At 61.2% G+C, this 18,955-nt stretch carries 18 protein-coding genes; 7 read left to right on the top strand and 11 right to left on the bottom strand.

The window, feature by feature from the left end:
• Positions 1 to 229 precede the first annotated feature (229 nt).
• Together FHU41_RS06095 and FHU41_RS06090 are read right to left on the bottom strand one after the other, a co-directional pair.
• The gene (locus FHU41_RS06095) at positions 230 to 724 is read right to left on the bottom strand and encodes a hypothetical protein (protein WP_179388698.1); all 495 of its coding nucleotides are present in this window, start codon (positions 722 to 724) and stop codon (positions 230 to 232) included.
• A 168-nt stretch (positions 725 to 892) separates the two neighbouring features.
• Positions 893 to 1,438, bottom strand: a complete 546-nt coding sequence (locus FHU41_RS06090; RefSeq protein WP_179388697.1) for a MepB family protein — start codon at positions 1,436 to 1,438, stop codon at positions 893 to 895.
• A 134-nt stretch (positions 1,439 to 1,572) separates the two neighbouring features.
• Here FHU41_RS06090 and FHU41_RS06085 point away from each other — a divergent pair, with 134 nt between their 5' ends.
• Positions 1,573 to 2,775, top strand: coding sequence for an SGNH/GDSL hydrolase family protein (locus FHU41_RS06085; RefSeq protein WP_179388696.1), 1,203 nt, complete (start codon positions 1,573 to 1,575; stop codon positions 2,773 to 2,775).
• A 108-nt stretch (positions 2,776 to 2,883) separates the two neighbouring features.
• Positions 2,884 to 4,131 carry an MFS transporter gene (locus FHU41_RS06080; RefSeq protein WP_179388695.1) on the top strand — a complete coding sequence of 416 codons (1,248 nt, stop codon included), beginning with the start codon at positions 2,884 to 2,886 and terminating at the stop codon, positions 4,129 to 4,131.
• A 62-nt stretch (positions 4,132 to 4,193) separates the two neighbouring features.
• Here FHU41_RS06080 and FHU41_RS06075 read toward each other — a convergent pair whose 3' ends face one another.
• A complete protein-coding gene (locus FHU41_RS06075; protein ID WP_179388694.1) occupies positions 4,194 to 5,006 on the bottom strand; it encodes a PspA/IM30 family protein in 813 nt (270 codons plus the stop codon).
• A 145-nt stretch (positions 5,007 to 5,151) separates the two neighbouring features.
• Positions 5,152 to 7,269 carry a TPM domain-containing protein gene (locus FHU41_RS06070; RefSeq protein WP_179388693.1) on the bottom strand — a complete coding sequence of 706 codons (2,118 nt, stop codon included), beginning with the start codon at positions 7,267 to 7,269 and terminating at the stop codon, positions 5,152 to 5,154.
• Positions 7,270 to 7,576: 307 nt separating this feature from the next.
• Here FHU41_RS06070 and FHU41_RS06065 point away from each other — a divergent pair, with 307 nt between their 5' ends.
• The gene (locus FHU41_RS06065; protein WP_179388692.1) at positions 7,577 to 9,190 is read left to right on the top strand and encodes a S1C family serine protease; all 1,614 of its coding nucleotides are present in this window, start codon (positions 7,577 to 7,579) and stop codon (positions 9,188 to 9,190) included.
• A 68-nt stretch (positions 9,191 to 9,258) separates the two neighbouring features.
• Here FHU41_RS06065 and FHU41_RS06060 read toward each other — a convergent pair whose 3' ends face one another.
• Positions 9,259 to 10,665, bottom strand: a complete 1,407-nt coding sequence (locus tag FHU41_RS06060; protein ID WP_246279439.1) for an FtsX-like permease family protein — start codon at positions 10,663 to 10,665, stop codon at positions 9,259 to 9,261.
• Positions 10,666 to 10,682: 17 nt separating this feature from the next.
• Complete coding sequence (locus FHU41_RS06055; RefSeq protein ID WP_179388691.1) at positions 10,683 to 11,438, bottom strand: ABC transporter ATP-binding protein; 756 nt, start codon at positions 11,436 to 11,438, stop codon at positions 10,683 to 10,685.
• A 168-nt stretch (positions 11,439 to 11,606) separates the two neighbouring features.
• Here FHU41_RS06055 and FHU41_RS06050 point away from each other — a divergent pair, with 168 nt between their 5' ends.
• Together FHU41_RS06050 and FHU41_RS06045 are read left to right on the top strand one after the other, a co-directional pair.
• On the top strand, positions 11,607 to 12,407 hold the full coding sequence (locus FHU41_RS06050; protein WP_179389149.1) for an electron transfer flavoprotein subunit beta/FixA family protein: 801 nt from the start codon (positions 11,607 to 11,609) through the stop codon (positions 12,405 to 12,407).
• 14 nt (positions 12,408 to 12,421) lie between these two features.
• On the top strand, positions 12,422 to 13,396 hold the full coding sequence (locus FHU41_RS06045; protein WP_179388690.1) for an electron transfer flavoprotein subunit alpha/FixB family protein: 975 nt from the start codon (positions 12,422 to 12,424) through the stop codon (positions 13,394 to 13,396).
• Between the two features lie 20 nt (positions 13,397 to 13,416).
• Here FHU41_RS06045 and FHU41_RS06040 read toward each other — a convergent pair whose 3' ends face one another.
• The 5 genes from FHU41_RS06040 to FHU41_RS06020 all read right to left on the bottom strand — a co-directional run bounded on the left by FHU41_RS06040 (position 13,417) and on the right by FHU41_RS06020 (position 17,422).
• Positions 13,417 to 14,181, bottom strand: a complete 765-nt coding sequence (locus FHU41_RS06040; RefSeq protein ID WP_179388689.1) for a MerR family transcriptional regulator — start codon at positions 14,179 to 14,181, stop codon at positions 13,417 to 13,419.
• 65 nt (positions 14,182 to 14,246) lie between these two features.
• Positions 14,247 to 15,044: a methyltransferase domain-containing protein gene (locus tag FHU41_RS06035; protein ID WP_179388688.1), complete on the bottom strand. Its 798-nt coding sequence runs from the start codon at positions 15,042 to 15,044 to the stop codon at positions 14,247 to 14,249.
• A gap of 5 nt (positions 15,045 to 15,049) precedes the next feature.
• Positions 15,050 to 15,862 (bottom strand): class I SAM-dependent methyltransferase, encoded by an 813-nt coding sequence (locus FHU41_RS06030; RefSeq protein ID WP_246279438.1) that lies wholly within the window; start codon positions 15,860 to 15,862, stop codon positions 15,050 to 15,052.
• A gap of 17 nt (positions 15,863 to 15,879) precedes the next feature.
• A complete protein-coding gene (locus FHU41_RS06025) occupies positions 15,880 to 16,347 on the bottom strand; it encodes a TrmH family RNA methyltransferase (RefSeq protein ID WP_179388687.1) in 468 nt (155 codons plus the stop codon).
• A gap of 166 nt (positions 16,348 to 16,513) precedes the next feature.
• The gene (locus tag FHU41_RS06020; RefSeq protein WP_179388686.1) at positions 16,514 to 17,422 is read right to left on the bottom strand and encodes a DnaJ domain-containing protein; all 909 of its coding nucleotides are present in this window, start codon (positions 17,420 to 17,422) and stop codon (positions 16,514 to 16,516) included.
• Positions 17,423 to 17,532: 110 nt separating this feature from the next.
• Here FHU41_RS06020 and FHU41_RS06015 point away from each other — a divergent pair, with 110 nt between their 5' ends.
• The gene (locus FHU41_RS06015) at positions 17,533 to 18,444 is read left to right on the top strand and encodes a diacylglycerol/lipid kinase family protein (protein WP_179388685.1); all 912 of its coding nucleotides are present in this window, start codon (positions 17,533 to 17,535) and stop codon (positions 18,442 to 18,444) included.
• Positions 18,444 to 18,938: a GNAT family N-acetyltransferase gene (locus FHU41_RS06010; protein ID WP_425503255.1), complete on the top strand. Its 495-nt coding sequence runs from the start codon at positions 18,444 to 18,446 to the stop codon at positions 18,936 to 18,938. The genes FHU41_RS06015 and FHU41_RS06010 overlap by 1 nt, the downstream gene beginning before the upstream one ends.
• The last annotated feature ends 17 nt before the right edge of the window (positions 18,939 to 18,955 follow it).

Raw genomic sequence — 18,955 nt, 5'->3', positions numbered from 1 at the left:
AGCGGCCGGTACTCAGTTGGATAACGGCGTACTGATTGGGGGAGAAGCTTTCTGAGTTGCGACGTTAGATTCAGTCCTCGGCCGCTTCCGACTATGTGACCGATAGCTCTTCGAAGGCGCTTGAGGTCGAGTATGTTCAGTTTACTCAGGGTGCACAGCAAGCCGTGAGTGGTTTGGAAGGCCTAGCGGCTTACCTGCGTCATGCTGCTCAGACCTTGGGGTCCGTCGATCAGCAGTTGGCTTCCAAACTAGGGAAGTAATTCAGTTCGTTGTGCCTGAGGTGGCAACCACGCGATGGTTGTCGCCGTGGCTCTGAGCTGTCATTTCGACTGAGTTTGATGCCCAGGTGCCGCTGGATGTAAACCTCCAGGTATCTGGGAAGCCGGTGTCTGCGAGCCATTTCCTCGAAGGGCACGATCCGGAGGGGCTCTGGTTTCTCGGTCTCGTGCACAATGAACCATTGATTGCGTAGTTGCTTTTCGGAGCCGGCAACCGAGTGCACTATATGGAAGATCGGCTGTCCTTCGCCTCGGTGGTGTATCTTGCCGTTCCGGTCGGGGTACTGGCCCGCCTCTATCGAGGTAGCTACCTGCCGAAGGTGATCCAGGTGAATCTGCTCGATCACCAGGCCGTACTCCTTAGCAAGAACCCTGTTGAGGTCTACGCCGGGGATTTCGTATCGGGTGAAATGTGGGTTGTTCCAGGCGTCCGCAAAGAGTTGCACATGGTGATGGTCTGCGTGGTCATGGCCTGTTCCTTTCAGCTGATGTGTCTGTTCAGATGCTTTAGCTCAAGCTTCGAACCTAAATTTCAGTGGAGGTCAACGAACCGTCATGGAGGGAACGACGACGGCGGGCGGCTAAGGCGCGAAAGTTAGCTCGCCGTCGCGAGACTATCGGACCGCAGAGAATAAGGTCCGAGCCCTACCGGTCGATGCAAGGTCAGCTTCGCCCAGCGGAAGGTCCAGATAATGCTCTGCCTGCCAGCGCTGCGTCCGCTGTGCTTGCCGGTTTAGGTCTGTGTCCCAAGGGGAGTAGAGCCGGAAAGCACGTTTCCCTTCCCGCCCCGCGACGCTGAGAACCCCGGCTCCCTCCAATGCTTCGGCTGAGAAAATGAAAAGCCCTCTGCGCTCGTCGTGGCGCGCGGCCACCAGGAACAGGCCGTAGCGTCCAGCCTCCCCGAAGGGGCGGATCGGTCCATTGACGGATCGTTGCCAAAGGGTGACGAATTGACCCGCTTTGGTCGGGGTCGTTTTCGCGACGCGAAAAACCACCTGCTTGGTCCCTAGCCGCAAGGTGTGACCCGCATATTCGCGTGCTTCAGGGTCGGGAACTACCTCTGAACAATCCAGGCCCAGCGGCAGAAATACCTCCCGAGAGCAGAACTCCAGTTCGGGATGAAGAGCTAAATGAGTCGTAACAGGATTTAGATTCTTCATCTGAGAAGTCTAGTCGGGTGCTGAGACTAAGAAACCCTGGCTGTTTACCCCGAGGACACTTGCCGGTAGGCTCCGCTGAGTAACTTACTGATTGAAAGCAGCAGTCAATTCAACGAGGAATGGACCGAACTTCAATGAGAAAACCAATTATTCTGCGTGCCCTGGCTTTGTTCGCGGCAGCGACAACTGCCTCCCTGACCCTCTCGATAGGCCTAGCCCTACCGGCTCAGGCTGCTCCGCCGTCGGGAGCTAACTGGGTGGTCAGCGTTGGCGACTCTTATATCTCCGGGGAAGGCGGACGCTGGGCTGGGAATTCCAGTCAGGCCAGCCAAGTGGATGCGCTGGGCAGCGGTGCCTATCTGGATGCGGGGAGCTCGGAATCGATCGAACGTTGTCACCGTTCAGGTTCGGCGGAGATCAAGTTCTCAGCCAATGCGGCGAACCTGGCTTGTTCGGGTGCCACCACTTCAACCCACACCAGTTCTAGCGGCTATTTCAAGCCGGGGCTGGACTTCTACGACGACGGTAAAGGCAATATTGGGCAGGCGCTTGCCCTGCAGAACTTCGCCAAAAGCCACAAAGTCAGTATGGTCGCTGTGTCCATCGGGGGTAATGACCTGAACTTTGCCGATGTGGTGACCACCTGCGTGACAAAATTCCTGACTTCCTTTTCCTGGGCGCCAAGCTATTGCAAGGACGACAGCACCGTGCTGAGCAACTTCAGCACTGCGAACCTTGCTGCGGTGGTAGCCAAGATTGCTGCCGGGTTGAAGAACATCAATACCGCGATGAGTTCGGCGGGGTACGCGCCTTCGGATTACCGGATTGTGCTGCAAAATTACCCGCAACCGCTACCCACCAGTGCGAATATTGCCTATTCCGAATCCGGCTACAGTAGGCAGAGCACCTACGGTTGCGGATTTTGGAACAAGGATCTGGACTGGGCCGCGCAGAGCGCGCTGCCCACCATCAACGCGACCGTGAAAAACGGAATGACCGCCTCCGGTCTGAGCAATGTGCAGTTATTGGACGTCTCAAAACTTTTCGCCGGGCACACCCTGTGTGGGGCTGGGACCAAGAAGCTCAATAACTCCGGACTGAGCAGTTGGCAGAGCCCGGGTGCCGTGGACGTCAGCGAGTGGATCAATGAGATTCGCACGGTCAGCACCGCCGTGAGCGACTACTACATTCAGGAATCACTGCACCCGAACTATTGGGGCCAGTTAGCGCTGCGCAATTGCCTACGCCAGGCCTACAACGCCGGGACCGGCGGCAGTTGTAGCTACGGGGGAGCGGGGCTGACCGGGCTAGGGGAGCCGAAGGTCACGCTGGGGTAGTAACTGTTGAGTGAGTGAGCCGGTCTTTAGGGTTTTGGACGAATCTCGCGATTGGTGTTGTCCCAAAACCGCCAGCAATATCCAGACACTCGAAATAACTTGAGAGTCATGGAATCGACCCTCAACTCCACACACCCCGAAACCGCACACCCCGAAACCGCACACCCCAGACTAAGCAGCCTAGTAATAGCGCTGCTGGCGATCTCAGCGGCCGTGGCAACGTCAACGAGCTACCTGTTGCAGCCCGAATTGGCGCAGCTTGCGCAGGAACTACATTCCTCGCTTCCGACGCTCAGTGCGGCGACGGGTTCAGCCATTGTCGGCTACCTTACCGGGCTTGCCCTGCTGGTTCCGTTGATCGATCAAGTACCGGCAAAGTACCTCATCTCTGGCCAGCTCGCCACGCTCGGTCTCACCTTGCTGCTGGCCTCGATAGCAGCAAACGTACTGCTCTTCGGCTTCGCGCTCTTCTGTGTGGGAGCCTGCGCCAGCGCCGGAGCGCAAATGAGTACGCTGGCCGGGAAACTTGCCGCACCGGAGAGCCGGGGAAAGGCCCTGGGTACCGTGACCGCCGGGATATCGGCCGGGATACTGATCGGACGGATGGTGGGTGGCGCGCTGGCCGACTGGCTGGGTTGGCGGAACATGCTGCTCACCTTCGGGCTAGCCTGCTTGCTGGTCGGAGTCCTGACCTACTTCGGCTTGCCGAAGAATACCCCCATCACCCCGGGCAGCTATCGAGAGAGCCTTCACTCGCTTCCGAAACTGCTCAAGAAGCATCGGCTGCTCCGGGTGGCTACTATTTCCGGCGCGCTTTGGTTCTTTGCCTTCAGCCTGATCTGGGTCAGTGTTTCCATCGCGCTAGCGCTTCCTCCGCTCAATTTCCCACCCTCGGTAATCGGGCTCTACGCACTCGCCGGGCTGCTGGGTATTTTGGCAACTCGTGTCGCCGGTTCACTGGCAGACCGTTTCGGTTCGGTCCCGGTCATTCTCAGCGGACTGGGTCTTGCCGGGCTCTGCGCCCTGGTCCTGGCGTGGACGTTAGAACTGCCTCCGGTGACCTTGGGCTTGCTGGCGATTTTCGACGTCGGCCTCTTCTCCGCGCAGGTAGCGAACCAAAGTCGGGTACTAGCCATAGACCCAGGCCGAGCAGCCCGCTTCAACAGTGCCTACCTGGTGATCTACTTCATTGGCGGCAGCCTGGGAACCGGAATCGGGGGCGCCGTGGTGAGCTACTGGGGCTGGTCCGCTGCCGCCTGGCTGGCGACCGCCGCGATTGGGCTGGCAGCACTCATCACCTGGTATTTCCGAAACATCGCCCCGGGAAACCAAACCGGGCAGCAACAGCACCATTAAAAACTGAGGGTGGTTCTCCCAAAAAGGAAAACCACCCTCAGGCTTAGAACTTAGGTGAAAACTCAGAGGCTCTTGAAATCGTCCTCGTTGACCACCGGGGTAGCAGCGGCCGCGGGGGCTGCTGCCGGGGTAGCCGGAGCGGCATTGATGGCAGCGGCGGGGGAGCCACCAGCCTTCAAAGCAGCCAGGCGGGCTTCCACTTCGGTCTGCTCACCCAGATCTTCCAGGCTGTTGAACTGTGCATCCAGGCTGGAGGATGCAAGCTCCTGCTGACCGCGAACCTTGGCTTCCTCGCGACGAATCTTGTCCTCGAAGCGGCCAACCTCGCTGGTCGGGTCCATGATGTTGATGCTGCCCAGTGCGTCATTGACCTGAGTCTGAGCCTCCGCGGTCTTGGAACGGGCCACCAGCTCATTGCGCTTGGAGGACAGCTCGGTGAGCTTGCCCTTCATCTGGTTCAGGCCGGTCTTGAGCTGCTCAACAACGGCTTCCTGGGACTGAATGTTCGGCTCGGCGCTCTTAGCCTCGTTCTCGGAAGAGATCTGGCGCTGCAGGGCGACCTTGGCCAGATCGTCGAACTTCTGCGCATCGGCAGCGTTGCCGGAGCCACGGAATTCGTCGGCCTTACGGCTTGCAGCCAGGGCCTTATTACCCCAGTCCTGAGCGTTCTTGACGTCTTCGTTGTAGTCGTCCTGCAACATCCGCAGGTTGCCGATGGTCTGCGCCACCGCAGACTCCGCCTCGGCGATGTTGTTGGTGTAGTCACGAACCATTTGATCGAGCATCTTCTGCGGATCTTCGGCCTGATCAAGCAGCGCGTTGATATTGGCCCTTGCTAGCTGCCCGATGCGGCCAAAGATAGACTGCTTTACCATCGTGATACCTTTCGTCCTGCTTTGTGTTTGGTAGATCTGGCCCATCCCGGGTGAGATGGGTTGTTCTGTAGGTAGATTGTCAAAGTTCTGGTCACTTGGCTAGACCTGCGAACAGGATTGCTTAAACCAAGATCAGGGAACGAGGCTAGAAGCTTCCGTCGCCGCCGGAATCGCCGCCGCCGAAGCCACCGCCATCTCCGCCGCCACCGAAATCGAAGCCGCCACCGCCACCTCCGCCGCCATCGCTCCAGCCGCCGAAGCCGCCACCGCCCCAGTTGGAGTTATTGTGGCCACCACCGGAGAGCATGCCGCCCAGGATTCCGCCGAGAATCGCTCCGCCGAAACCACCGCTGAAGCCGCCACCGCCTCCGCCGCCACCATAACCGCCCCGACCATAGCCGGAATCGGCGTAGCCGAAGCCACTGACATCGGACTGTGCATATTGTGCGGCCTGCTGCGCCAGCGCGATCGCCTGATTGGCGTAGCTCAACGCACTCACGGGATCGCTGCTCTGAATGGACAGCGCGTAATCCAGGTTTCGCTGAGCCTCAGCGATCCGGGTTCGGGCTTCGGCACCAACGCCGCCACGACGAGCCGCGATGTAGTCCTGGGCAGAGGAAATCTGAGCCTGCGCACTGGAGATCGCCTGCTGCAAGGCAGACTGAGCCCGCTGCGCTTGCTGCTGCTGATCCCGAATGCCGGTGAGCAGCTGGTCCAGATTGCTGTGCGCCGTCTCAACCTGTTGCAATAGGGCGCCGGGGTCGGTCTTCGGAGCGTTCAGCTGACCCTGTACCTGGCTGAGCACCGCCTCAACTGCGGCAACCTGGCCGCTAGCCGCCGGGTTCTGCTGACCAGCGGCCACCATGGCCTTAGCCTGAGCTAAGTCATTCTGTGCTTCGCTCAGTGCTGCCGGGAGTTTAGCCGCGGCAGCCTGTAGATCGGTGGCTACCTTCGCAATGGCATCCTCTAAAAGCTTCGCTTGATGCAGTGACTCTTCGGCGGCACGCACCGCTACCGCAGCGCCTGCTGTGTCCTGGCTGCTGAGCTTCTGAGACGCCGTCTGAGTGGCGGTGTCTACAAAGGCCAGCCGCTGTTGAGCCTGGGCGATATTGTCCTGGATGGTTGAGGTAGCCGAATCGGCGTAGCGATTCTGCAACTCGGCCAGGGTGGTCTGGGCACCGGCGAGGGCGGCATGAGCTTCCTGAGCTCCGGAGCTGATAGTTGCTAGCGCCTGCGGAGCGTTCTTCTCCAACTCACGCAACGAATCGAAGCTCTGCTTCTGCTCAGCCAGGGCCTTATTTGCGTCCTCGGAGCGACGGATGATCTCCCCGTACCAGGAGCGCTGTTGCTCAACGGTGTCCGGGATCTCATCGTCAAGCTGCTGCTGTAGCTTGAAAGACTCGTTCAGGTGATTTTTCGCTTCGGCCAGTGCGGCCTGGAAGGGCTTGACCGCTTCATCGCCGTAGGCTGCCTGAGCGAAACTGATCTCCTGCTCGCTCGACTTAATGGCGTCGTCGGCCGCTATCAACAGCGAACCTGCACGGGATTTGAGCTCCGCAACACTGGTCCCGGCCATCGGATCCAGCTGCTCGCCGCCCGGGCCAATGCCGCTAGCGGTATCTTGCAGCGCCTTCTGCTTCTTACGGCGGCGGAAGATCAAGAGAGCTGTAACTGCCGCTACGATCAGGACGATGAAAATCACGGTGCCCACTATTCCTCCGGTGGGGTTGGGGACGGTACCACTGCCTCCGCCGGCCGCATCGCCAATGGCTGCTGCGGCATCAATGGCGGCTTGGGCGTAGTCCTTCTTGCCATTAGCAAGATTGGGAGTGATGGCGTTCTGGACAATGCTGTCTCGTTGAGCATTGGTGATCTTGCTATTGATCGCCTTCTGCAGGCTGAAGCGACCTTGATCGGTGGCGATTGCCAGCACCAGATCGAAGTTGCCCATGCCCTTGTTCTTAGCGACTTGGACGGCCCAATCGGTGGCTGCCGTCGGATTCTCGAAAGTCTTTACCGTCACAACGTAGAAGTTGTACTTCTTATCGTTGAGCAATTTGGTGATGGCGGTCTGTACATCGGATTTTCTGCTGCCCAGCACACCGGCATCGTCCACGATGTTCTGTCCGGCTGGAATGGTCACCGGTGATTCCACCGGGACGGTGGCAGCTTGAGCCGTAGCCGTAGCCGCGGGCAGGACAAGCATGGCGCTAAGGCCCACGGCGGTGAGAATCTTGCCGAAAAGGGCGAAACGTGAACGCATGGACATCCTTCTTCAGTGCGGGGTTGCTCTGCCGAAAAGCCTGCGTACCCCACTGTCAACGCTTTTTTCCATCCTATGGGTGTACCTGGGGGCAGTCCAACGTCAGAGCTATGCTGTTGGCGAAACCTGGCTTCCCGATGTGACTGGCTATGAGAATGCTATGCAAAAAGGCCAGAATGGAGTGCGAACCTGTGTTTTGGACGGACGGTCAGTTTTCTCACAGGCATCCTCCAGCGAACACACCAAAATGGCTTAACTGCTTTGCCCATAGTGGTAGTCAAGATCAACAAGGAAGAAGCAGGAAACCATGTCAGAGCAACCTCAGGGCGTAACACCCGAACCTCAGAACTCTCAGAACCCCACTACTGATCCTGCTCCCAGCACTCGGCAGCAGGATTGGTGGAAGCAGGACGACGGCGGTCAGGCAACGGCGCAAGAAGCGGTCACCGAGCAAGTCCAGGCCGAAGCAACGCAGCCGATCCAGCAGGCTTCGACCTCGCCGGTCCCCACTACCCCCACCCCGGTTACGGAGGCAGCTACTGCTCAGCCCGCTACTACTGCCGAGCAGCCGGCTCAGCCGCGCTATGGACAGTACGCCAGCGCTCCGGCTCCGCACTACGGGCAGCCCAATACCTTTGAGAACAGTGCCTTCGGCACCCCGACCCCGCTACCCGGCCAAGCAGCCCCCGCTAAGGCGGGCAAACGACGGTTCGGTACGGGCGTCGTCGTCGCTGGTATGGTGGTGGCCGCGCTCATCGGAGCCGGTGCCTCGCTCGGCACCACAGGCCTGCTGAACAACAGCTCTAACTCTTCCTCGGTACAGCAGAGCCAGAATTCGCCGGTGATCGTGAACAACACCGATTCGGTGAATGCGATCACCGCCGCTGCGGCCAAGGCTTCGCCCTCGGTGGTGACCATTGGGGTAACCTCGGGGAGTTCAGCGGGCACCGGCTCGGGCATCATCCTGGACACCAATGGCAACATTCTGACCAATACCCACGTGGTCACCTTGGACGGTCAGGCAGCGAACCCAACTATTCAGGTCAAACTCAATGACGGACGGGTCTTCAGCGCCAAGGTGGTGGGAACCGATCCGCTCAACGACCTGGCCGTGATCAAAATCGATGCGCCAAATCTACAAGCCGCCGATCTGGGGGATTCCTCGAAGGTCAACGTCGGTGATACCGCTATCGCAATCGGCGCACCGCTCGGCTTGAGCGGCACGGTGACGGACGGCATTGTCTCCACCGCTAACCGGACCATCTCGGTGGCCTCTTCCGCGGCGCCGCAGCAGCAAAGCGACTCCTCTCAGGGAGATACCGGGAGTAACGGTGGCTTCAACTTCGCTCCGCCGGACGGCTCGACGCCGACCACCACCGCCCAAGGAACCGTCAACCTGAACGTGATCCAGACCGACGCCGCCATTAACCCCGGTAACTCCGGCGGAGCTCTGGTGAACTCCTCCGGTCAGGTGATTGGCGTCAACGTGGCCATTGCGGGTACTAGCTCCAGTTCGAGTGACTCCAGCGCCAGCGGCAACATCGGGGTTGGCTTCTCCATCCCGATCAATACCGCCAAACGAATTGCTCAAGAACTGATCTCCACCGGCAAGGCTTCACACGGCCAGCTCGGAGTCAGTGTGCAGCCGCAGGCAGCCGGAAGTTCCTCTTCTTCCCAGCAGTCCAGTTCCTTCTCGGTCGGCGCGGCTGTGGCTCAGGTGACCGATGGTTCACCGGCACAGAAGGCTGGCCTCAAGGTGGGCGATGTGATCACCAATCTCGGCAGCCGAGTCATTGACGATGGGTCTTCACTCACCGCCGCGGTCCGCGAGCAAGCCGCCGGCGCTACCGTCAAGGTGACCTTCCTGCGGGGCGGTAAATCACAGTCCGTCGATGTCACCCTCGGGACGGCATCGGAGTAAGTCTTTCGTCGGGGGACGACGGCACCCAGGCCTCAGCCTGGGGTGCCGTCGTTTAACTCTTATAACTCTTAGAATCTCTCCGGATTAGCCAGCACCGTGGAAACGATGGGCGTGGTGGCTTTCAAACTCAGCCAAACCAACAGGACGCCGCCTAAAAGAGTGGCCAGCACGGTAACTAGGGTGAGCGGATTCATGAGCAGCGAAAGCGCGGTCAACGGGAACACCACAATGCCCGCCAGTAATGCCGAACCAAAGGAAATGATCCGCAGCGGGGACATCACGGCGCGGCTACGAGCAGCCTCCAGTACCTGGCGCGGAGCTCCGAGTCGATCCAAGCTGACCAGCAATTCGGCGCGGTCCAGAATGTTTGAAGCCTGATTGACGCCCACCGAACAGGCCACCATGAGGAAGGAAATCACTAGGGTGATCATTACCCCGGTGCGCATATCCGCGTATAGGTGAGCATCCGATCCGCTGACTCCGGCACTGCTTCCGCCTGCCGTATCCACCAAAGCCAGACCGAGTCCACCAAAAACAGCCATAAAACTCGTCATAGCCACCCCGGAGACCTGACGCCAAGCTGCCTTTGGCGACTCAAGAATGTTACGGCTGGCCAATAGTGCCACCGGAGTGCGCGCCCGCTTCCACTGACCACGGGCCAGCAGCCGGATCACCGCCGGGCCCATCAGGTTGAGCACCGCAATCGTGCCACCGAAACCGATCAGAAACACCGCCGCAATGCCCATTGCGCTACCGGCCGCGGGCAGCGCAGACATCGCCAGATACACCGCCACCACCACAACAATGCCGATCACGATCCGAATCACCGCCACCTTCGGAGGGTTCTGCCGGGTCCGCACGCCCAAAGGCGAGATATTCACCCGGCGCAGGCCGATCGCGGCGCTGCAAACGGAGAGTAAACCCACTCCAAGCACGACGGCGGCAATCACCACGGGATGAAGCCATAACGCCCCAGCCCCGAGAGCTTCGCCGCGGAAAGGAATCAAGCCGACCAAGGGAATCAGCACCAGGTAACCCAGCACCCCGATGATCGCCCCGGCAACCGCGAGCACGCTCGATTCCAGCACCGTCATCGCCCCCACAGTGGCCGGGGTGGCACCCAAAAGCCGTAGCGTAGAGAGCTTATCGTCCCGGCGGCGGGCCGATAGCCGGGCCGCCGAACCGCCAAGGGCGAGCAAAGGCACCGCGAGCAGTGCCACCGCAATAGCGGCCAGACACTGATAGATCCCGGCCATGCTGTCCTGCCAGCGGAAGAACGAAAGGGCACCCGCCAGCACAATCAGCAGCAAAGCCGTGGTCAAGGCGAAGGCGACCACGGGCAGCACCAGGGTGCTCCGGCTGGCCCCGCCGCGAGCGGTGAGCAGACTAAGCCGGATCACGGTGCGGACGGCACCGCTTCGGCGGCTCAGCTCCGGATTTGCCGTGCCGCTCATCGAACTTGACTCGGCGCTCATCGGACTTGCCGTGCCGGTCATCGGCTCAGCTGGACGGAATCCAGCGGCTGGGCCGGCAATAACTGGGCTGGCAATAACTGGGCAGCCAGCGGTGCGCTATCCCGAACGATCCGGCCATCACGCAGCTCAACTAACCTGGCACACCGACCCGCCACCGCGGCGTCGTGGGTGACCAGGACCAGGGTCTTGCCCCGGCCCACTGTGCTGTCCAGCAGCGCATCCATTACCTCTGCCGAGGTTTTGGAATCCAGTGCCCCCGTTGGTTCGTCGGCGAAGATCACTCCGGCCCCGGTGACCTGCGCGCGGGCAATCGCCACTCGTTGCGCCTGACCGCCGGAAAGCTCGCCGATCCGCCGCTGCTCCAGGCCAGCCAAGCCCAGACTGGACAGCCATTGAGCAGCGTAGATTTCGGCCTGAGTTCGGGAGGTTCCGCCCAGCATAAGGGCAAGTGCAACGTTCTCTAGCGCGGTCAGTTCGGGCAGCAAGAGGCCTTGCTGAAAGACAAAGCCAAAGCATTCGCGGCGCAGCCGGGAGCGCTCGCTTTCATTCATTGCGGAGATGGTCTGCGGTCCGGACGGCCCGGCGAAGCCGACGGTCCCGGCGTCTGGGGTGATGATCCCGGCCAGGCAGTGCAGCAAAGTGGTCTTGCCCGAGCCAGATGCGCCCATAATGGCGACCGACTCACCGGCGCGCAGATCGAGGTCAACTCCGGCCAGTGCCGGGCTATTGCCATAGCTCTTATGCAGATTGCGAGTGCTGAGGATGTTTGTCATGACTCCAGCTTGGCCTGGCGGGCGTCCTCCGGGCATCGGTCGAGAGCAGGATTATGAGCTTCGGTGACTCATACTGCGGGTGGATCAACTAAGCTCCAATGCAGAGGAAGTAGCCAACGAAGGGGTTTGAGAATGAGCGATGCGCAATTGTCTGCGTCAATGTCTCCATTGACGATTGCGGTGTTGGTCAAATATGTGCCGGACGCGCAATTCGACCGGCATCTGAAGGAAACGAACGAAGGAGGCTACGCCCTGGAAAGGGCCGAGAGTATCCTCTCCGAGTTGGACGAATACCCGCTTGAAGCAGCCTTGCAGCTCGCCGAAGCCAGGGGAGGCGAGGCCGCCGGTAACCGGGTGATCGCGGTGACCATGGGATCCGACGCGGCTATTGGTGCGGTCAAGAAGGCCCTGCAAATCGGCGCTTACGAGGGTGTTCAGTTGAGCGATCCTGCGCTCGCGGGCTCCGATGTTTCAGCTACCTCGCTAGCCCTGGCCGCCCTGATCCGCAGCCTTGGCCCGGTGGATCTGGTGCTCACCGGGATGGCGTCCACCGATGGTGAAACCTCCTTGGTGCCAGCTCAGTTGGCTGCCCGGCTTGGAATGCCGCAGCTGACTTTCGCCTCGTCCCTGGAGTTGAACGACGGCGTGCTGACCGCCCGGCGTGACGGTGACGCCTATGCCGAGGTGCTTGAGGCGGCACTGCCCGCAGTGGTTTCGGTGACCGATCAGATCAATCAGCCGCGCTACCCCAATTTCAAGGGCATTATGGCTGCAAAGAAACGCCAAGTCTCCGTGCTCTCGCTAGCCGATATCGGCGTCGAACCGGCTCAGGTAGGGGCGGCTGGGGCGCTCACCGTGGTGGCAGAAGCCAGCCCGCGGCCGCCGCGCAGCGCCGGAGTGATCATTACCGATGAGGGCGATGCCGGTGTGAAACTGGTCGATTTCCTCGCCGAACAGAAGCTGCTCTAGGAAAGGGCCCTCAGATGAGTTCAGTAGTTGTCTTTGTCGATCTTGCTCACCCCGCGCCCGCTGCAAACCCCGGTGTGCTGAGTAAGGCCAGCCGTGAGTTGCTGACCTTGGCGCGCTCGGCCGGGGAGCCAGTGGCCGCCGTCGCCGGTCCGGTTGCGGAATCCTTACTGACCGAATTGGCCAGCTACGGGGCGTCCCGGGTGCTGCACAGCGAGCAATCCGAGCTATCCGAGTATTCCGTGGTGCCAAAAGCTGAGTTTCTGGCCACTGTGGCCCGCGAGGTTTCGGCTCGGGCGGTACTGACCGAGAACGGCGCCGAAGCCAAGGAAATTGCGGCTCGTGCGGCCCTCTTGCTGGAAGCTGGGGTGATTTCCGATGCCGTGGGCTTGGACCCGGAGCTGGGTGCGCAAAAGTCGGTTTTGGCCGGTTCCTACCTGGTTTCTGCCACGGTCTCTTCACCGGTCGCGGTGATCGCGGTGAAGGGTAATAGCGTCGAAGCGAGTCCGGCGTCAGCCCCCGCCGATGCGCAATTGCAGCCGGTAACCGTGGAGTTTTCTGCGGCTGCCCGGGGGACCAAGGTGGTGCAGCGCGCCGAGCGTACCGTCAGCATCCGCCCCGAGCTGACCGAGGCGCGCATTGTGGTCTCCGGTGGTCGCGGCGTGGACGGGGACTTCGGCCCGGTCGAGGCGCTCGCCGATGCCTTGGGTGCTGCGGTCGGAGCCTCCCGGGCGGCCACAGATGCGGGCTGGATCGACCATGCCTTCCAGGTGGGGCAGACCGGCAAGACCGTCTCGCCGCAGCTGTATATTTCGGTGGGCATCTCCGGAGCCATTCAGCAAAAGGCCGGGATGCAGACTTCCAAGCTGATCGTGGCGGTCAATAAGGACCCGGAATCGCCGATCTTTGAGATTGCTGATCTGGGCATCGTGGGTGATTTGTTCAAGGTGCTGCCGCAGGCCGTCGAGGAAATCAACCGCCGTCGCGGCTGATTTCCTCGTAATTTAGCGGCTTAGAGGTTCTTGGCCGCATAGACCTTGATCGCCTCCAGCAGGTACTCCGGGCTAGCTCCAGCCTTCTCGTAGTTGGCCCGGAAACGGTCGTCATCCACATAGAGCTGGCCCAGCCCGAGGTAGCTTTCGGCGTTCGGGGTCCAGCTCAGGGTGATCCAGCGGTAGTGCCGGGCGACGGCGGCCTGAACCCGTTCGTCGTCGGCCGGTAGACCGGCTTGCTGACAGGCTGCCAACTCGATGTTAATGGCGGTGGATTCGGCCAGGGCGGCCTGGCGTTCCTCCGGGCTCGTTGAGGACCAGGAGGCATTGGCTCTCGCCACCGCCTCCTTGCCCCAGCGTTGCACGGCTTCTTTTTCGTAGGGATTCTTCTCGAATCCGCTGAACATTGCCTCGGCGTTCATGATCTTTCCCTTCCCATAGTCTTGGCCTTCCACGAGGGAGGCCATGGTGGCTTCCACGGTGTTCGCGAGCCGGGACATTCGGTCCCGCTCGGCAAGCAGCCAGCGGTGATGTACCTCCAGAGCCTGTAATTCATCGCGCTGTCCCAGCAACACCTGAGCAATGATTTCCAGGCTCAGCCCGAGCTCCCGCAGCAGCAAAATTCGCTGTAGCCGGAGCAACTCGGGCTGCTGGTAATAGCGGTAGCCGTTATGCGCGGCCCAAGCCGGTTTGAGTAAGTCGATCTGGTCATAGTGCCGCAGCGTCCGGGAGGACACCCCGGTCATCTTGGCGACCTCGGAGATCGACCAAGCGGTGGCTGACATCCTGACTTCCTTCGTGGTTCCTTGAGTGACGGTTTTCCGTTTCAAGAACACTCTAGAAGTTGACGTTACGTCAAGGTCAAGCGGTTCCATTTGAGGGTTCCGACGGCGAGCAAGGCGTCGGCGTGTAAGTTCAGGCCGGTCGTAATGGCCGCGCCGACCCGCTCCCGGACTCTTTGCACGGCGGCAGGGTCTCCGGGGAGTGCTTCGATCAGCAGACTGCCCTGTACAAAACTCCAAGCGGATTCCGCGGTCAAGGGCACTCGATGCTCAATTAGCTCTACCTCGATCCCGTCCAGGCCGCCCGCTTCGAGGAAACTGGATAGCTTCGATGCGGAATTGAGCCGCCCAATATTGCGCACCTCAGCGGAGGCTTCCCGAACTCCTCCGCCCTCCGCGGCGGCCACCTCCAGCACCAACTCGGCTAGGGGTCCGAAAGGGCGGCCACACCAACTGCTTACGGCGAGCCGACCGCCCGGACGCAAGAGGTCGGTGAGCAGTTTTAGCGCGGCTGGTGGTTCGCCCAGAAAGAACAGGCCGAATCCGCACAGCACCAGGTCATAGGGTTCTGGTGCTTGCCAGTGCTCCACCTCTCCAACGCTGAAGTGCGCTTGTGCCAGTCCTCGTGCATTCTTCTGGGCTTGGCTAATCAGCTCGGCGGAGATGTCCACGGCATCGACCCATCCGCTCGATCCCACCGCTCGAGCCGCCGGGATCGCCGAGGTTCCGGTGCCACAGCAGGCATCGAAGACCCGCTCTCCGGGAGCTGGCTGCGCCTTGCGAACCAGGTGATCGGCCAGAGGCTGCCACAACTCGGCGGACCAGGAGGTAATGCCCGGAGCCGCCTGATCCCAGAGCGAGGACACGGAACTTAGGCCTTGATGGCTCTGGCCACTAGGGTGTCCGAATTGAAGGCCACCGGCTCGCCTAGCTCCAGCACCGAGCCGATGAACTCCTTGCGGACGCGGCTAATGGCTTCCGGATCTCGCGGCAGCAGGGTGCGCCAGCCGCTACCCATTACCAGCGCCCAGGCCATTTCGGCGCTGACGCTCAGGTTGAGCGGGTGAACACTGACTTCGACCTCGCTCAGCCCGCGAGCCCGCAGCCAATCGCCAAGTAACTCGGGGCTGGAGATCAATTCCATATTTTGGTTGGCCAGCGGAACCACCTTGGCCAGCCGGGGGCGTTCGGTCACGGCTGCTTGCAGAATCAGTTCGGCCAAGGGGGAGAGCGCACCGTGTACCCAGGTATTGACTACCAGCCGCCCGCCGGGACGCAGCATGGAGCTCAGGTGAGTCACGCCGTCGTCCATCTGATTGAAGAAGAACATCGAATAGGAGCAGAGCACGGCATCGAACGTCCGGTGGCCGCGCCATTGGGTCACATCGGCGTGGGTCAGGGTGGTGTTCAGGATGCGCTCGGCGGCAAGTTTCTTTCCGGCCAGCGCCAGCAGCCCGGAGGAGAGATCCACCCCGTCAACGCTGCCCTCGGGGCCGACTATTCGAGCCGCGGGCAGGGTGGCAGCGCCCGTTCCGCAGCAGGCATCGAGCACCCGTTCGCCCGGCTGCAACCGGGCGGCCTCTACCACCGCGAGCGCGGCAGGATCCCAGAGCACTTCCGACCAGGCCTCGAATTGCAGGGCGCCGTCGGTAAACGCCAAACCTGGATCACGTACGGACATCATCGGTCCTCCTGCTGGTTTCAACGTTGTGCCCCGGCGAAGTCGTGTTGCCGCCAGGCTTCGTAGATCGCGATTGACGCCGAATTGGCCAGGTTGAGCGAGCGAAGTCCGGGGAGCATGGGGAGCCGCACGCGCGCGGTGATCTGCGGATCGGCTTTGACCTCGGTGGGCAAGCCCACCGACTCGGGGCCGAACATCAGCACATCGCCGGCTTGGTAGGCCACCTCGGTATAGGAGGTTTCGCCGTCGGAGGTGAAGGCAAAGACGCGTTCCGGTTTCAGCGCCTGCCAGGCCGCTTCCAGGTTCGGGTGCACATGCAATACCGCCAGATCGTGGTAATCCAGTCCAGCGCGGCGCAGTTTGGAATCCTCCAAGTCGAAGCCCAAGGGTTCTACCAAGTGCAATTCGGCTCCGGTGATCGCGGCGAGCCGAATGGCATTGCCGGTATTTCCCGGGATTTCTGGGGTGTAAAACAAGATGCGAAACACCAAATCAGTCTACGGCCCTTCCCAGTTGTCCCAGTGAATGTGACCAGAGTGGCAGGTGTGGCTCTGGGGACGATACTGCTGCCCCACCAGTAACACCCAATGGGACAGGTGGGTAAGGAACAGGGTATGGAACGGAGGTGGTGGGTGGTGACGGCGGGTGGTGGGGTTAGTACATGCCGCCTAGCAGGCGGGAGAGGACTTGTAGGTCCACCACATTCGGGGTTTCGCCGGATGCCAGGAAGGAGCCCAGCTCACGGCCCAGGCGGGCTGCGCCGACCAGATTCAAACCCTGACCACCATCGGGTTCGCTGCCACGGGTGTAATCGATGACGGGCTCATAGGGATTTCCGCCGGGACTCTGCACCACCACCCAGCCGGAGACCGTGCATTCCGGGAAGAGCCGGCCCATAGCGTGCACGGCAGAGAGCAGCTTCGGTGGTTCGATGCCGCGGCTGCCGTGCACCAAGGTGCTGCCATTCCAGCGATAGGCACCCTCCGGCACCATCATTGAGCCCACAAGAGCCAGCCGATAACCCATGAGCACGGCATGATCCAGGTAGCTGTTGTCCACCGGGGAAACCAGGCCATTCAGCAGCCTAGCGGCAGGGAAGCGGTTCAATATCTGCTGCTGGATCAGCTCGATGCTGCGGGCTTCGCGAACCAATTTAGCCTGCGCACCGAACAAGCTGCGCCGATGCTTGCGGGGCGCGCCGTGGATCTGACGGCTGGCTTGTTCAAGCGAGAGTAAGGCAGGGCTGGTGGCACCGAAAGGCGGTACAAAGATCGGTAAATCCCGGGCACTGTTGTTCGCGGCTCCTGGCTGTGGGGCACGGCTGCTTGAGCCGGCGCTCGCCGAGGCCGAGGCCGGGGCATAGGCACGATCGTAGGCCTTGCGCAGATCAGGATCGCTCAGCGTCTGATACGCCTCGCTAACCCGGCGGAATTCCTCCGAGCTACCACCATGATCAGGGTGAGCGGTGCGAACGGCACGACGATAAGCAATCTTGATCTCTTGCTGATCTGCCGTGACCGCGATGCGCAGCACTTCGTAGTGCGTGCGGTTTTCACGGCTCACGAGGGGCCTTTCAAAGCGTTAGGAGCATTAGTTGAGGGGCGGTTCTGCCCGTAATATGGTGCGTCACCGGATTGCGCTTTGGCAATCCGGCGAGACCGAAGGAGTTCTGAATGCAGGCTGGCAAGGCCTTGGAAATAGTCGTGGCAGTCAACCCGCAAGCCGCTTTTGGCAGTCGTCGGGGCGCGGGCGAGCAAGTGGCTGAGTTGCTGCGCGCCGCCGGACACCAACCGAGGCTGCTGCGTGAAGCCAGCTATCAAGCGCTCGCCACCCAGGTCCATCAGGCCCTCGCAACCGGCGTCGACGCGCTGCTCATGGTTGGTGGTGACGGAATGGTTCATCTAGGCGTCAACGCTTTGGCCGCCCCAGGGGTTCCGCCCACGCCGATGGGAGTGATTCCAGTGGGTACCGGAAACGACGCGGCCCGCTCCTTGTCTCTGCCGTTACGGGACGTGCCAGCCGCCGTCGAACGCTTCCTGCTGGGCGCGGAAAACCCTCAGCTGATCGACTTGGGCCGGATTTCCAGTGCCACGGGGGAGCGGTACTTCGCGGTTTCCTGCTCGGCGGGCTTTGACGCGAAGGTCAATGAGCGGGCGAATAGCTGGCGATGGCCGAAGGGTCGAAATCGGTACAACCTGGCCATTGCCCGCGAGCTGGCGACCTTCCGACCGATTTCCTATCGGCTTGAGGTGGATGGCGTTCCGGAGGAGATCGAGGCCATGTTGATCGCTACCGCCAACGGTCAATCCCTGGGTGGCGGGATGAAGATTACCCCCGAAGCAGTGATGAACGACGGCGAACTGGACCTTTTCGTGGTGGCCCCGATGTCCCGGCTCAGGCTCATGAACCTGCTTCCCAAGGTGTTCTCCGGCACCCATGTGGGTGCTCCAGAGGTCAGCATTCGGCGGGTTCGCTCGGTGCGGATTGAAGCCAGCAATGTGGTGGCTTATGCCGACGGCGAGCGGATCGGCCCGCTGCCGACGCAAATTGATATTGTGCCCGGCGCTCTGACAATGTGGACCTAGTGATTGTTTTCCGCCTCGCCCAGCCTGCCGATTATGACGAAGTAGCCCGGATTACCCGGGATTCCTACCTAGCGGCGGGGCATTTCGACTCCGCCGAGCATCCCTATATGCAGCAGATTCAGCAGGTGGCCGAGCGGGCGGAAGCCGCACAAATTTGGGTGGCGGAGCGAGCCGGAGAGGTTGTCGGCGCGGTGACCCTGGCTCAAAAGGGCGAGCCCTACGCGGATATCGCCCTGGCCGATGAGCTGGAAATGCGGATGCTGGTGGTTGATCCGGCCGTACAGCGCGGCGGAATTGGCAAAGCCTTGGTTGCCGCCGTGATCAAACAGGCTCGTTCTCTTGATGGTGTGCAAGCGGTGAGTCTGACTACGGGAGACAGCTGGGTTTCCGCTCATGCGCTTTACCAGTCGATGGGATTTGGCCGGGTGTCAGAACGGGATTGGCCGGTGCCCGGGACCGAGGTTTGGCTGCGGGTCTATCGACTGGAGCTCTGAGCAGCTAATCCGAGCGG

Origin of the sequence: Psychromicrobium silvestre, assembly GCF_013408295.1 — a bacterium.
GTDB lineage: Bacteria > Actinomycetota > Actinomycetes > Actinomycetales > Micrococcaceae > Renibacterium > Renibacterium silvestre.
The sequence above is the reverse complement of the archived record's forward strand: the minus strand, read 5'-3'. Positions and strand labels throughout refer to the sequence as shown.

Coding starts and splice junctions, on each gene's coding strand:
- FHU41_RS06085 (WP_179388696.1), top strand. CDS start 1,573: ATGAGAAAACCAATTATTCTGCGTGCCCTGGCTTTGTTCGCGGCAGCG.
- FHU41_RS06060 (WP_246279439.1), bottom strand. CDS start 10,665: ATGAGCGCCGAGTCAAGTTCGATGAGCGGCACGGCAAATCCGGAGCTG.
- FHU41_RS06090 (WP_179388697.1), bottom strand. CDS start 1,438: ATGAAGAATCTAAATCCTGTTACGACTCATTTAGCTCTTCATCCCGAA.
- FHU41_RS06030 (WP_246279438.1), bottom strand. CDS start 15,862: ATGATGTCCGTACGTGATCCAGGTTTGGCGTTTACCGACGGCGCCCTG.
- FHU41_RS06055 (WP_179388691.1), bottom strand. CDS start 11,438: ATGACAAACATCCTCAGCACTCGCAATCTGCATAAGAGCTATGGCAAT.
- FHU41_RS06080 (WP_179388695.1), top strand. CDS start 2,884: ATGGAATCGACCCTCAACTCCACACACCCCGAAACCGCACACCCCGAA.
- FHU41_RS06065 (WP_179388692.1), top strand. CDS start 7,577: ATGTCAGAGCAACCTCAGGGCGTAACACCCGAACCTCAGAACTCTCAG.
- FHU41_RS06070 (WP_179388693.1), bottom strand. CDS start 7,269: ATGCGTTCACGTTTCGCCCTTTTCGGCAAGATTCTCACCGCCGTGGGC.
- FHU41_RS06015 (WP_179388685.1), top strand. CDS start 17,533: ATGCAGGCTGGCAAGGCCTTGGAAATAGTCGTGGCAGTCAACCCGCAA.
- FHU41_RS06075 (WP_179388694.1), bottom strand. CDS start 5,006: ATGGTAAAGCAGTCTATCTTTGGCCGCATCGGGCAGCTAGCAAGGGCC.
- FHU41_RS06040 (WP_179388689.1), bottom strand. CDS start 14,181: ATGTCAGCCACCGCTTGGTCGATCTCCGAGGTCGCCAAGATGACCGGG.
- FHU41_RS06045 (WP_179388690.1), top strand. CDS start 12,422: ATGAGTTCAGTAGTTGTCTTTGTCGATCTTGCTCACCCCGCGCCCGCT.